Source organism: Streptomyces sp. NPDC003038 (assembly GCF_040611115.1).
Classification (GTDB): domain Bacteria; phylum Actinomycetota; class Actinomycetes; order Streptomycetales; family Streptomycetaceae; genus Streptomyces.
The window spans coordinates 158704-172298 of record NZ_JBEXNN010000006.1; the positions used below are offsets into that span (position 1 = coordinate 158704).

General features: G+C 73.4%; 10 protein-coding genes. 6 read left to right on the plus strand and 4 right to left on the minus strand.

The annotated features are described in order from the left end of the window. Position 1 precedes the first annotated feature (1 nt). Entirely contained in the window at positions 2-829 is an 828-nt protein-coding gene (locus ABZX75_RS10370; RefSeq protein WP_355409723.1) for an enoyl-CoA hydratase family protein, read from the plus strand. Between the two features lie 4 nt (positions 830-833). Next, positions 834-3191 carry a bifunctional salicylyl-CoA 5-hydroxylase/oxidoreductase gene (locus ABZX75_RS10375; RefSeq protein WP_355409724.1) on the plus strand — a complete coding sequence of 786 codons (2358 nt, stop codon included), beginning with the start codon at positions 834-836 and terminating at the stop codon, positions 3189-3191. A gap of 61 nt (positions 3192-3252) precedes the next feature. On the opposite strand, the gene ABZX75_RS10380 is transcribed toward ABZX75_RS10375, so the two are convergent. From ABZX75_RS10380 to ABZX75_RS10390, 3 genes are all read right to left on the minus strand, one after another. Continuing rightward, positions 3253-4092: a GNAT family N-acetyltransferase gene (locus ABZX75_RS10380; RefSeq protein WP_355409725.1), complete on the minus strand. Its 840-nt coding sequence runs from the start codon at positions 4090-4092 to the stop codon at positions 3253-3255. Positions 4093-4215: 123 nt separating this feature from the next. Beyond that, on the minus strand, positions 4216-5016 hold the full coding sequence (locus tag ABZX75_RS10385) for a PaaX family transcriptional regulator C-terminal domain-containing protein (RefSeq protein ID WP_355409726.1): 801 nt from the start codon (positions 5014-5016) through the stop codon (positions 4216-4218). A 4-nt stretch (positions 5017-5020) separates the two neighbouring features. Beyond that, the gene (locus ABZX75_RS10390) at positions 5021-6643 is read right to left on the minus strand and encodes an AMP-binding protein (protein ID WP_355409727.1); all 1623 of its coding nucleotides are present in this window, start codon (positions 6641-6643) and stop codon (positions 5021-5023) included. A gap of 166 nt (positions 6644-6809) precedes the next feature. Here ABZX75_RS10390 and ABZX75_RS10395 point away from each other — a divergent pair, with 166 nt between their 5' ends. After that, positions 6810-7943, plus strand: coding sequence for an acyl-CoA dehydrogenase family protein (locus ABZX75_RS10395; RefSeq protein ID WP_355409728.1), 1134 nt, complete (start codon positions 6810-6812; stop codon positions 7941-7943). Beyond that, complete coding sequence (locus tag ABZX75_RS10400; RefSeq protein WP_355409729.1) at positions 7940-8338, plus strand: RidA family protein; 399 nt, start codon at positions 7940-7942, stop codon at positions 8336-8338. The genes ABZX75_RS10395 and ABZX75_RS10400 overlap by 4 nt, the downstream gene beginning before the upstream one ends. A gap of 218 nt (positions 8339-8556) precedes the next feature. On the opposite strand, the gene ABZX75_RS10405 is transcribed toward ABZX75_RS10400, so the two are convergent. Next, complete coding sequence (locus ABZX75_RS10405; protein ID WP_355409730.1) at positions 8557-9936, minus strand: aminopeptidase P family protein; 1380 nt, start codon at positions 9934-9936, stop codon at positions 8557-8559. 186 nt (positions 9937-10122) lie between these two features. On the opposite strand from ABZX75_RS10405, the gene ABZX75_RS10410 reads away from it, so the two are divergent. Further along, entirely contained in the window at positions 10123-12513 is a 2391-nt protein-coding gene (locus tag ABZX75_RS10410) for a collagenase (protein WP_355409731.1), read from the plus strand. 150 nt (positions 12514-12663) lie between these two features. Next, on the plus strand, positions 12664-13578 hold the full coding sequence (locus ABZX75_RS10415; RefSeq protein WP_355409732.1) for a dihydrodipicolinate synthase family protein: 915 nt from the start codon (positions 12664-12666) through the stop codon (positions 13576-13578). Positions 13579-13595 lie beyond the last annotated feature (17 nt).

Here is a 13595-nt window from a genome sequence, read left to right on the forward strand (position 1 = left end):
CGTGAGCCCCTTCACCGGTTCCACATCAGCGACCGAACGGTGGCGCCACCTCCGGGTGACCCGGCAGGACGGCGTGGCCACCGTCACCTTCGACCGCCCCGAGAAGCTGAACGCGCTCACCTTCGGCGCCTACGCCGACCTGCGCGACCTGCTCGCCGAACTGTCCCGGGAACGTTCCGTACGCGCCCTCGTGCTCGGCGGCGAGGGGCGCGGCTTCTGCTCCGGCGGAGACGTGGACGAGATCATCGGCGCCACCCTCGCCATGGACACCGCCGAGCTCCTCGACTTCAACCGGATGACCGGACAGGTGGTGCGGGCCATCCGCGAATGCCCCTTCCCGGTGATCGCGGCCGTCCACGGCATGGCCGCCGGAGCCGGGGCCGTCCTCGCCCTCGCCGCCGACTTCCGGATCGCCGACCCCAGCGCCCGCTTCGCCTTCCTCTTCACCCGCGTCGGCCTCTCCGGCGGGGACATGGGCGCCGCGTACCTGCTGCCCCGCGTCGTCGGCCTCGGTCACGCCACCCGGCTGCTGATGCTGGGAGAGCCCGTACGGGCGCCCGAGGCCGAGCGGATCGGCCTGCTCAGCGAGGTCACCGAGGAGGGCAAGGCCCACGTACGGGCCGCGGAGCTCGCGGCGCACCTGGCCGCCGGTCCGGCCCTGGCCTACGCGCAGACCAAGGCGCTGCTCACCGCCGAACTCGACATGCCGCTGGCCGCCTCGGTGGAGCTGGACGCGGCCACCCAGGCCCTGCTGATGAACGGCGAGGACTACGCGGAATTCCACGCGGCCTTCACCGGGAAACGGCCGCCGGAGTGGAAGGGCAGGTAGCGACATGACGGTCGCCGGCGCACTGCGGGTCGCCGTCGTCGGCGGCGGGCCGGGAGGGCTGTACGCCGCCGCGCTGCTGGCCCGGCAGGGCCACACCGTGGAGGTCTGGGAGCGGGGCGCGCCCGAGGACACCTTCGGCTTCGGGGTGGTGCTCTCCGACGAGACCCTCGGCGGCATCGAGCAGGCGGACGCCGTCGTCTACGCGGCCCTGAGCGCGGAGTTCGTGCGCTGGGACGACGTGGACATCGTGCACCGGGGACGCCTGCTGACCTCCGGCGGCCACGGCTTCGCGGCCATCGGGCGGCGCAGGATGCTGGAGATCCTGCACGAGCGCTGCGCCGGGCTGGGCGTCCGGCTGCGCCTGCGTACCGAGGCCCCGGACGTGCGGGCGCTCGCGGCCGAGTACGACCTCGTGGTAGCGGCGGACGGGGTGCACAGCGCCATCCGGCAGAGCGGGGCCGAACACTTCGGGCCGACCGTGACGGGCGGGCGGTGCCGGTACATCTGGCTGGCCGCCGACTTCCCCTTCGACGCCTTCCGCTTCGAGATCGCCGAGACCGAGCACGGGGTGATGCAGCTGCACGCCTACCCGTACTCCGCGGGCGCCTCCACGGTCATCGTGGAGATGCGGGAGGAGGTGTGGCGGGCGGCGGGCTTCGACCTGTGCGACGAGACGGAGTCGGCGGCCCGCTGCGCCAAGATCTTCAGCGAGGCCCTGCGCGGCCGGCCGCTGCGGGGCAACCGCTCGGCGTGGACACAGTTCCGCACGGTCGTGAACGAGCGGTGGTCACACGGGAACGTGGCCCTGCTCGGAGACGCGGCGCACACCGCGCACTTCTCCATCGGGTCCGGCACCAAACTGGCGGTGGAGGACGCCCTCGCGCTCGCCGAAGCCGTGCGCGCCGAGGTCGAGCGCGCCGAAGCCGTGCGTACCGAAGGCGTGCGTACCGAGGCCGTGCGTACCGAGGCCGTGCGCGCCGAAACCCCCCGCGCCCGGGCCGACGTACCGGCCGCGCTCGCGGCGTACGAGGCGCTGCGGCGCCCGGCGGTGGCGAGCACCCAGCGGGCGGCGGCCGCCAGCATGCGGTGGTTCGAGGAGATCGCCGGATACGTCGGCCAGCCCGCCCGGCAGTTCGCCTTCAACCTGCTCACCCGCAGCCGGCGGGTCACGCACGACAATCTGAGGCTGCGCGACGAGCGGTTCACGCGGGCGGTGGAACGGGACTTCGGCTGCCCCGACGAGGGCCCGTCACAGGTGCGGACCCCGCCGATGTTCACGCCGTTCACGCTGCGCGGGCTGACCCTGCGCAACCGGGTGGTCGTCTCCCCGATGGACATGTACTCGGCCGAGGAGGGCGTGCCCGGCGACTTCCACCTGGTGCACCTCGGCGCACGGGCACTCGGCGGTGCCGGGCTGGTGATGACGGAGATGGTCTGCGTCAGCGCCGAGGGCAGGATCACCCCCGGCTGCGCCGGCCTGTACACGCGGGAGCAGGCGACGGCCTGGACCCGGATCGTCGACTTCGTACACACCTCCGCGCCCGGCACCGCGCTCGGCGTCCAGCTCGGCCACTCGGGGCGCAAGGGCTCGACGCGCGTGATGTGGGAGGGGATGGACGAGCCGCTGCCGGTGGGGAACTGGCCGGTGGTGGCCGCCTCGGCGCTGCCCTACCGGCCGGGTGTCTCGGCGCTTCCGCGCGCCCTGACCCCGGCGGACCTCGACGCGGTCCGATCCGATTTCGCGGCCGCCGCCGTCCGCGCCGCCGACTGCGGCTTCGACCTGCTGGAACTGCACTGCGCCCACGGCTACTTGCTGTCCGGGTTCCTCTCCCCCCTGACCAATCACCGTACGGACGCCTACGGCGGCCCCCTGGAGAACCGCCTGCGCTTCCCCCTGGAGGTCTTCGACGCGGTCCGCGCCGTCTGGCCCGAGGACCGGCCGATGACCGTCCGCCTCTCGGCGACCGACTGGGCGCCGGGCGGCACCTCGCCCCGGGACTCGGTGGAGATCGCCGCCGCCTTCGCCGCCCACGGCGCGGACGCCATCGACGTCTCGACCGGGCAGGTGGTCGCGGACGAGACCCCCGAGTACGGACGCTCGTACCAGACCCCCTACGCCGACCGGATCCGCGGCGCCGTGGGCGTGCCCGTCATCGCGGTCGGCGCCATCTCCTCCTGGGACGACGTCAACTCCCTGCTCCTGGCCGGCCGCGCGGACCTGTGCGCCATCGGCCGCCCCCATCTGTACGACCCCCACTGGACCCTGCACGCGGCCGCCGACCAGTCCTACGAAGGCCCGGCCGCCCCCTGGCCTGCCCCCTACCGCGCGGGCAGCCGCAAACCGCCGACGGGCCGCGGCTGACACCGGCAGCAGCGCGGCGGTCACCGGCAACGGCAGCGGCACCGGCACCGGCACCGGCCGGTCACCCCGCGACCACCTCGACGCGGTCCTCGACCGGGGTGTAGCCGAGGCGCAGGTAGATGCCGTTGCTGGTGGGATTGGCCAGGTCGGTGAAGAGAACGACTTCCGAGGCCCCGGCCGCGTACGCCGCTTCGCTCGCCGCGTGCGTGACCCCGGCGGCGTAGCCGCGCCCGCGCTCCCCGGGCGGAGTGTAGACGGGGCCGACGCGGGCGGCCGAGCCGATCGGGCGCGAGAAGGAGGCCAGCGAGACGGGGCGCCCGGCGTGCTCCCACAGCAGCAGCCCGCCGTAGGAGAGCCGGTCGCGCAGGGCGGCCGGGGAGGCGGCGCCCGGCTGGCCGCTCTCCCGGTTGAAGGCCTCGATCCACTCCAGCAGCAGCGGGAGATCGGCCTCGGCGGCGCGCCGTACCCGCCCGGCCGGGACGGGATCCGGAGCGACGAGGCCGGCGAGCCGGTACAGGCGGTTCTCCTCGGCGAGCCGGAACGGCCGCCGCCAGGCCTCCGCCAGCGTGTCCGCGTCGGACCGGCGGGCATTGAAGCCGTTGATCACGGCGAGCAGGGGTTCGGTGGAGAGCGCGGCGGCCAGTGCCCGCACCGCTTCCGCGGGCAGCGCCCCGAGCAGCAGCGGGTAGGGAGGGGTGCACAGCAGGCCCCCGGCGACGGCGCCGTCGGCTCCGGTCCACCAGCCGAAGAAGGGATCGGCGCGACCGAAGGCATGGGGCCCACGCCGCCCCAGCGCGTCGGCCGTGGTCAGCAGGACGGTATTGGAAACGGGCTGCGCGGCCACCGCCGGGCCCGCCGCGGCCAGATAGGCCGCCAGGTCGGATGTGAAGGTCCAGGTCATGGCCCATCCTCGCTTCGGGCGGCGTCCACGCGCACCCGGTTTACGCGGGCCGAGCCCCGCTCCTGCCACGGCCCCGGCCGCCCGTTAGCAGCGCCGCCCGTCACAGCGCCGCCCGGCGGCGCCTCACGCCCCGGCGAACCGGGCGCCCACATCCCGCAGCCGCGCGTGGAGTTCCGTGAAGACCGCCGCCGCGCGGTCGCCCGGCCAGTCCGCCGGGAGCAGCTCGCGGGGCAGGCCCGGGTCGGCGTACGGGAGGCGGCGCCAGGTGTCCAGGGCGAGGAGGTAGCCGCGATAGGCCTCCTCCGGCGACGGGGCCGGGCCCGACTGGAGGGCCCGCAGGCCGGGTTCGTGCAGATCGAGGAACTCCTCGTGCTGTTTGGCCAGGGCCGCCAGGTCCCACCAGCGGGCCACCGCCTCGGCCGTCGGCGCGAAACCGAGGTGGGAGCCGCGGAACAGTTCCACGTACGCCGTCAAGTGCAGGCGCTCCAGCGTGTGCGCGGTCTCCTCGTACAGCAGGGCCGGGGCGATCCACACCCCCGGCGCCACCGTGCCGAAACCGAGCCGGGCCAGCCGCGAGCGCAGCAGGTGCCGCTTGTGCCGCTCCTGCTCCGGGACGGAGAACACCGCCACCAGCCACGCGCCGACGGGGGCGCGGGCACCGTAGATCCTGCGGTCGCCGTCCTCCAGCAGCTGCCGCGCCTCCTCGGAGAGGTCGTACGCCGCCGCTCCGCCCGCGGTGCGCGCGGGCAGCAGGAAGCCGCGCTGCTTCAGCCGGGACACCGACGAGCGGACCGAGGGGGCGTCCACGCCGGCCGCGCCCAGCAGGCGGATCAGCGCGGACACCGGGACGGGGCCCTCGAAGGCCCGCCCGTAGGCGCCGTAGAAGGTGACGATCAGGGACCGCGGGGTGTGCTGCTCGACCACGGGTTCACTCTAGGTCGCGCAGCCGGAAGCGTTGCAGTTTGCCCGTCGCGGTCCGGGGCAGCGAAGGGAGGAAGACGAAGGCGCGTGGGCACTTGTGCGGGGCCAGCTCGGCCCGCATGAAGGTGCGCAGGGTGTCCTCCGTCAGGACCACACCCTGACGGGTGACGGTGTACGCCACCACGATCTGCCCGCGCCGCTCGTCCGGGCGGCCCACCACCGCCGCCTCCACCACGTCCGGATGACGCAGCAGGGCCTCCTCGACCTCCGGACCGGCGATGTTGTACCCCGCCGAGACGATCATGTCGTCGGCGCGGGCGACGTAGCGGAAGTAGCCCTCCGGATCGCGCACGTAGGTGTCACCGGTCAGGTTCCAGCCGCCCTGTACGTACTCCCCCTGCCGCGGATCGGCCAGATAGCGGCATCCCACCGGGCCGCGCACGGCCAGCAGCCCCGGCTCGTTGTCGGCGACCGGCCGGCCCGACCGGTCCACCACGCGGGCCTGCCAGCCGGGGACCACCCGGCCGGTCGTACCGGGCCGGATGTCCTCGTCGGCGGCGGAGATGAAGATGTGCAGCAGCTCGGTGGCTCCGATGCCGTTGATGATCCGTAGACCGGTGCGCTCGTACCAGGCCCGCCAGGTGGCGGCCGGCAGGTTCTCGCCCGCCGAGACGCAGCGGCGCAGCGCGGAGAGGTCGTAGGCGCCCACGTCGTACGGGCCCAGGTCGTCGAGCATCGCCCGGTAGGCGGTGGGCGCGGTGAACAGGACGGTCACCCGGTGCTCGGCGAGGGCGGGGAGCAGCCGGCGCGGCCCCGCCTCCTCCAGCAGCAGCGCACACGCGCCCGCCCGCAGCGGGAAGACGACCAGCCCGCCGAGGCCGAAGGTGAAGCCGAGCGGCGGGCTGCCCGCGAAGACGTCGTCGGGGTGGGGGCGCAGGACGCTGCGCGAGAAGGTGTCGGCGACGGCCAGCAGGTCGCGGTGGAAGTGCATGCAGCCTTTGGGGCGGCCGGTGGTCCCGGAGGTGAAGGCGATGAGCGCGACGTCGTCGGCGGAGGTCCGGACGGCGGGGAAGGCGGCCGCAGGCCGGGCCTCGGCGAGCCGCAGCAGATCGTCCGGTGCCTCGCCCCCGTACGCGGTGATCCGCAGCCCCGGCACCTCGGCCTTGGCGAGGTCGTCCAGCACGCTCACGTGGCACAGGGCGTGCCGTACCCGAGCCATCGAGCAGACCGTGGCCAGCTCCTGCGCCCGCTGCTGGGCCAGTACGGTGACGGCCACCGCGCCCGCCTTCATGACCGCGAGCCAGCAGGCCGCGAGCCAGGGGCCGGTGGGGCCGCGCAGGAGCACCCGGTTGCCGGGAACGACGCCGAGATCGACAGTGAGCACGTGGGCGAGGCGGTCGACGCGGTCTCGCAGCCCGCCGTACGTCCACACCTCGCCGGCGCCACTGCGGAAGGCCGGGCGGTCGGAACCGAACCGGGCGATCGTGGCGTCGAGGAGCTCGGCCCCGCAGTTCAGGCGGTCCGGATAGGCCAGTTCGGGCAGTTCGAAGACGAGCTCCGGCCAGGCGTCGGCGGGCGGTAGGTGGTCGCGGGCAAAGGTGTCGACATGAGCGGAAGGCTTGAGGTCCAAGGCGTCGCCCCCTGGCGGCAGTCCGGCGGGGGTGCCTCCCAGCGGTAGCTGGGGGCGGGTGGATCCGGCCGTGCGGTCTCTCCCAGCCACCGCTGGGAGGGGCCACACGAGCGTATCGTGATGGTGACGGCAGTCAACAGGACGCGATAGATGCGGGGATGTTCGGATGACCGGATTCGCGCTCGGGGCGGACCAGGAGGAGTGGTGCGGGCAGTTGCGCGCACTGTCGGGGCAGCGGCTGAGGCCGCTGGCCGAGAAGGGGGAGCCGGGCCGGGTCAACCGGCCGCTGCTGGCGGAACTGGGAGAGCTGGGCCTGCTGGAGCGGGTGTTCACCTCGGGCGCGCTGGAACTGTGCCTGCTGCGCGAATCCCTCGCCTACGGATGCACGGAGGCCGAGACGGCGCTCGCCCTGCAAGGGCTGGGGGCGTACCCGGTGCTACGGGCGGGGAGCGCGGCCCAGCGGGAACGCTGGCTGCCGGGCGTGCGCGCGGGCCGGGCCGTGGCGGCCTTCGCGCTGAGCGAGCCGGGGGCGGGCTCGGACGCGGCGGCGCTGGCACTGGCGGCCGACCCCGATCCGGATCCAGGAGGCGGCTGGCGGCTCAGCGGAGAGAAATGCTGGATCTCCAACGCCCCGGAGGCCGATTTCTACACCGTCTTCGCCCGGACGGGTGAGGGGCCGGGCGCGAAGGGGGTATCGGCCTTCCTGGTCCCCGCGGACCGCCCCGGCCTGACGGGCGAGCCCCTGGACATGCTCTCCCCGCACCCCATCGGCTCCCTCGCCTTCGACGGGGTCCCCGTCGGCCCGCAAGACCTGCTGGGCGAGCCCGGGCGGGGATTCCGGGTAGCGATGGACACCCTGAACCTCTTCCGCCCCAGCGTCGGCGCGTTCGCGGTGGGCATGGCCCGGGCCGCGCTGGACGCGACCCTGGCGTACACGGCGGGCCGGACCGCCTTCGGCGGCGTGCTGGGCGACCTCCAGGCCGTGGCCCACCGCGTGGCGGAGATGGCCACCCGCACCGAGGCCGCGCGGCTGCTGGTGTACGCGGCCGCCGGAGCCTACGACCGGGGCTCCCCGGACGTCCCCCGGCGGGCGGCGATGGCGAAACTCCTCGCCACCGAGACGGCCCAGTACGTGGTGGACCACGCGGTCCAACTGCACGGAGCCGTCGCCCTCCAGCGGGGCCACCTGCTGGAACACCTCTACCGGGAGGTCCGCGCGCCCAGGATCTACGAGGGGGCGAGCGAGGTGCAGCGCACGATCATCGCGAAGGAGCTGTACGGGGAGGTGGCCGCGCGATGAGCCTCGACCGGATCAACCCGGCGGAGTTGTCACCGCCGACGGGTTTCTCGCACGCGGTCACCGCCACCGGCTCCCGGCTGGTGTTCCTGGCCGGCCAGACCGCGTTGGACGCCGAGGGGAAGGTGGTGGGGGAGAGCCTGCCGGAGCAGTTCGAGCGGGCGCTGACCAACCTGCTGGCGGCCCTCGCGGCGGCGGGCGGTGCGCCCGGGGATCTGGCCAGGGTCACCGTGTACGCGGTGGACGTGGCGTCGTACCGCACGCATGCCGCGGAACTGGGGCGGGTGTGGCGGCGGTTGGCGGGGCGGGACTATCCGGCGATGGCCGTCATCGGGGTGGTCCGCCTCTGGGACGACCGGGCGCTGGTGGAACTGGACGGGGTCGCGGTGCTGCCGTAGGGGGCGGGCGGGGGGTGGTACCGCTGCGCGGAGCCGGTGGGGGTGAGCCGTGGGCGGGATGCCGGGGGCGCGGAGCCGGACCCGCCCCGAGCCGGGGCTCCGCCCCAGACCCCGCGCGGGGGTTCGGGGCGGAGCCCCGGTCTTTGCGCCCCGCCGGCGTTTGAGGCGCGGGTGCGGGCGGAGACCGGGAGGCTCCCCGCAGCGGGATCCGGCCCCGGCTACAGCCCCGCGGAGTCCAGGAGGCCGGCCATCCAGTCCTCGATGCCCGCCACCGTGCGGGGGAGCGCGCCCGACATCAGGCGGGCGCCGTCCGCCGTGATGACCAGGTCGTCCTCGATGCGGACGCCGATCCCCCGCAGCTCCAGCGGCAGGGTCTCGTCGTCCGGCTGGAGGTACAGGCCCGGTTCGACCGTCAGGACCTGGCCCTCCTCCAGGACCCCGTCCAGATACGTCCCGGCCCGGGCCTTCGCGCAGTCGTGGACGTCCAGTCCCAGCATGTGCCCGCTGCTGCACAGGGTGTAGCGCCGGTGCAGGTCGCCCTCCGCGTGCTTGAGTACGCCCCACTCGGCCAGGCCCTCGGCGATCACCCGCATTCCGGCCCGGTGGAAGTCCATGAAGCTCGCGCCCGGGCGCAGCGCCGCGATACCGGCCTCCTGTGCGGCCAGGACCAGTTCGTAGACCTGCCGCTGGACGGGGGAGAAGCGGCCCGACAGCGGGAGGGTGCGGGTGATGTCCGCCGTGTACAGGGTGTCCGTCTCCACGCCCGCGTCCAGGAGCAGCAGCTCGTCGCCGTTCAGCCGGCCGTCGTTGCGGATCCAGTGCAGGACGCACGCGTGGGCGCCCGACGCGGCGATCGTCTCGTACCCGGTGCCGTTGCCCTCGGCCCGTGCGCGCGTCCCGAAGACCCCCTCGATCCACCGCTCCCCGCGCGGGTGGGCCAGGGCCCGCGGCAGTGACCGTACGACGTCTTCGAAGCCCGCCGTCGTGTGGTCCACCGCCAGCTGGAGCTGTCCGACCTCCCAGGCGTCCTTCACGAGGCGCAACTCCGAGAGCGCGCGGGCCAGTTCGGCGTCGGACGCGGCGTTGCGGCCCGTAGGCGAGCCCAGCCGGTCCAGGGGCGCGCAGCGGATGCCGGTGAGGCGCTCCGCTTCCGCCAGGTCCGCCCTGCGGCCCACCCAGAACTCCCCGTGGCGGCGGTCCCGGTAGAACTCCTCGTTGCCGTCCGCCCGGGGCGAGCGCGGCCGCAGGTACAGCACAGCCTCGTGGGCGTGCGGGCCCGACGGTTCCATGACCAGGACGTGGCCCACCTGGTCCTCGCCGGTCAGGCCCGTCAGCCAGGCGTACGCGCTGTGCGGGCGGAAGCGGTGGTCGCAGTCGTTGGAGCGGACCTTGAGCTCTCCGGCGGGGATGATCAGCCGCTCGCCCGGGAAGCGCGCCGAGAGCCGGGCGCGGCGGGCGGGGGTGACCGCGTAGGCCGCTGCGCGGGTGGAGTCGGGCAGGGGCGACGCGGCCCAGTTCTCCGCCATGAAGCGGGACAACTCCGGGGACACCGGCAGGTCGTGGCTGCCGGTGTGGAGCCGGGAGGGGGTGTCGGTCACGGGAGCTCCCTCAAGAGGATGCGAACTGATGGGCGCACAGGTCTTGTCAGTGCAATTTCACATTACTATGTTACAGCTCACATCGCGGGATGTTAACGCCCGTCAAACTCCGCGTGAAGCACGGCAGTTCACGCGATCGCCGCACGCACCATCTCCCCCACCTCCCTTCTTGATCAGGAGTCTTTGGTGTCCCAGCACAGAGCTGTGCGTACGTCCCTCCTCTCCGCCGCCATCGCCGTCACCCTCCTCGCCACCGCGGGACAGGCCGTCACGCGGGCCGCCGACTCGGGGGCCCTCACCGCCGCGGCGGCCGGTCCGACGACCGGCGCCTTCGCGTCCGGGGCTCCCGCCCCGAACCCGTTCGACGAGGTCGACCGCCTCGCCGCCGCGAAGGACAACACCCCGGCCCCCGCCCCGGCGCCCGGCGGCGGGAAGGCCTCCTCGGGAGAGGTCTCCGGACCCGCCACGGCCGCCGCGGTCCCGGCCGAGCGCGGCGAGAAGAGCCGCCGGGCGGCCCAGGCCGTGCCCACCGCGCAGAGCGTCGCCGCAGGCGTCCCGTGCACCCTCGACGGGATCACGAACCTCACCCCGGAGCAGTTCGCCGACTTCCTCGCCGACCCGGCCGTGCTCGCCGACGGCTGCCTGCGCGGCCTCATCTGGACCTGGGACGCCCGCCTGACACCCGTCATGTCCGACGCCCACGTGCAGGCCGTCTCGCGCCGGATATCCAGCGTGGCCGCCGCCCACGACGGCCGTAACACCTCCCACCTGGAGGAGATGTTCACCTACCTGCACGCGGTCGCCTACCACGACCACTCGCGCTCCGAGATCGACGTCACCGACGCCCCGACCGTGAACGCCATGCGCCAGGCCATCGCCGACTTCGGCAGCGCCGCCCGCACCTTCGACGTCACCCGGACCAACGCCAACACCCTGCGCGAGGCCCTCTACGCCGCGAGCGCCCCGGGCCTGCGCCAGCACCAGCCCGGCCTCATCAAGAAGGTCCTGGCCACCATGGACCCGGCCCACCCGGCCACGCACCTCGACTCCGCATGGGCGGGCGCCGCGCTGGCCGCGCTCTCCGTCAACTACCTGGGCATCTACCCGGGCAACCAGGACGCCGCCTTCCACGCCGCGGTGAGCGCCGACGCCTCCTACCGCGCCACCTTCAAGGCCTTCGCGGGCTACACGCACCTCAAGGGCACGGCCAACTCCTGGGTGGCGCGCGACGCGCTCGGCGAGTACGGCCGCTTCGGCCAGGTCGCGGGGCTGCGCGACCCGATCACCGCGGACCTCGGCGCCCTGCTGGAGCCCGTCAAGTCCGCCTTCGGCAACGGCAGTGAGCAGTGGGCCAAGCTCGTCTCATGGCTCAACTTCTACGAGGCCTGCAAGCCGTACGGGGTGTGCAGGGAAGACATCGAGAAGCAGATCTTCCCCTACGCCTACACCTACGACAACGGGGCCATCAAGGTCCGCACGGGCCTCGACCGGGCCACCGTCGACCAGCTCTACTACGCCGGCAAGCAGGTCAAGGCGCAGTTCCACCGCGTGCTCGGCACCGACCAGCCGCTCGCGGGCGACCCCAACTCCACGCTGAACATCGTGCTCTACGGCTCCCGCGCCGACTACGAGAACTACCACCCGATCCTGACCGGCTACGACACCAACAACGGCGGCATCTACATCGAGAAGGGCGCCACCTTCTACACCTACCAGCGCCGCGTCCCGCAGGACTCCTCCCTCACCCTCGAGGAGCTCTTCCGCCACGAGTACACGCACTACCTCAACGGCCGCTACGCCGTGCCCGGCTTCTTCGGCGAAGGCCCCTGGTATGAGGGCGACCGTACGACCGCCATGGACGAGGGCACGGCCGAGTTCTTCGACGGCGCCACCCGCGACAACGGCATCGCCGTCCGCAAGTCCCTGGTCAAGAGCATCATCAACGACACGGCCGGCGGCGGCCCGCGCATGAGCGTCGAACAGGTGCTGAACGCCACCTACGACGGGGACGGCTTCCGCTTCTACAGCTACGCGGGCACCTTCTTCGAGTTCCTGTGGACCGAGAAGCCCTCGGCGCTGCGCGAGATGTACACCCACCTGCGGGGCAACGACGTGGCGGCGTACGACGCCTGGCGCCACCGGATGGGAGCGGACACCTACCTCCAGCGCGACTACGACCGTTTCCTGGACGCGCAGATCGCCAAGGTCGACCAGCTGTTCGTGCCGAACACCACCTTCACCCCCAACGACCAGCTGCGGGACACGGCGCTCGCGTCGGTGAAGTCCTCCTTCGCGACGGCCACCTACAACACCCCCGACTGCGTGGAGAACGGCGACCCCGGCAAGCGGCGCTTCACCTGTACCGGCAGGATCACCGCGAACCTGAAGAACTGGCGCAGCGACGACCAGAACTTCAAGGACATGTCCGAGACGGTCGACTACTTCATCCTCGACCGGGCCGGAGCGGCCTCGAACAACCTCGCCGACATGAACTGCTCCTTCGGTCCGCTGAAGATCTGGGAGAACAAGGCGTCGGCCACCTCCAGTTACAGCTGTGAGGGCCCGCTCCGCAGCTGATCCGTCCCCGGCCGGTCCCGCCGCCCGGAGGAGGCGGGACCGGAGCTCGACCTCGCCCCCTGCCCCCTTCGCCCCGCGACGAGGCGCCCCGGCTCTTGTGGCCGCGTCGCACCCAGCTGTAAAATGTCACACACCACAAGAGGAGCCCACATGACCCACGCGCCCACCCCCGCGCCCCGCACCCGCCCCTGGCACGGAATCATGGTCGCCACCGCCCTGCCCCTGCGCGAGGACCTCAGCGTCGACTACGACGCCTACGCCGAACACGTCGCCTGGCTCATCGAGAACGGCTGCGACGGCGTGGTCCCCAACGGCTCCCTCGGCGAGTACCAGACCCTCACCGACGAGGAGCGGGCCCGCGTCGTCCGTACCGCCGTCGAGGCCGCCGGCGACGGCGACCGCGTCATGCCCGGCGTCGCCGCCTACGGCAGCGCCGAAGCCCGCCGCTGGGCCGACCAGGCGGCCGATGCCGGCGCCGGCTCCGTTCTGCTCCTGCCGCCCAACGCCTACCGGGCCGACGAGGACGCCGTACGCGCCCACTACGCCGAAGTCGCCCGCGCCGGGCTGCCCGTCGTCGCGTACAACAACCCCGTCGACACCAAGGTCGACCTGACCCCCGCCCTCCTCGCCCGCCTGCACGCCGACGCCCACATCGTCGCCGTGAAGGAATTCAGCGGGGACGTGCGCCGCGCCTACGAGATAGCCGAACTCGCTCCCGGCCTCGACCTGCTCATCGGCGCCGACGACGTCCTCCTCGAACTCGCCCTCGCGGGCGCCGTCGGCTGGATCGCCGGCTACCCCAACGCGCTGCCGCGGTCCTGCGCCACCCTCTACCGCGCGGCCGTCGCCGGCGACCTCGCCAACGCCCTGCCGCTGTACAAGTCCCTGCACTCCCTGCTCCGCTGGGACTCCAAGACGGAGTTCGTCCAGGCCATCAAACTTTCCATGGACCTGGCGGGCCGCCCCGGCGGCGCCACCCGCCCGCCGCGCTTCCCGCTGACCGCGGAGCCCGAGGCCGCCGTCCGCGCGGCCACCGAGAAGGCCCTCGCCGAGGGCCTCAGCTAACCAGCCAGAGGGGGACC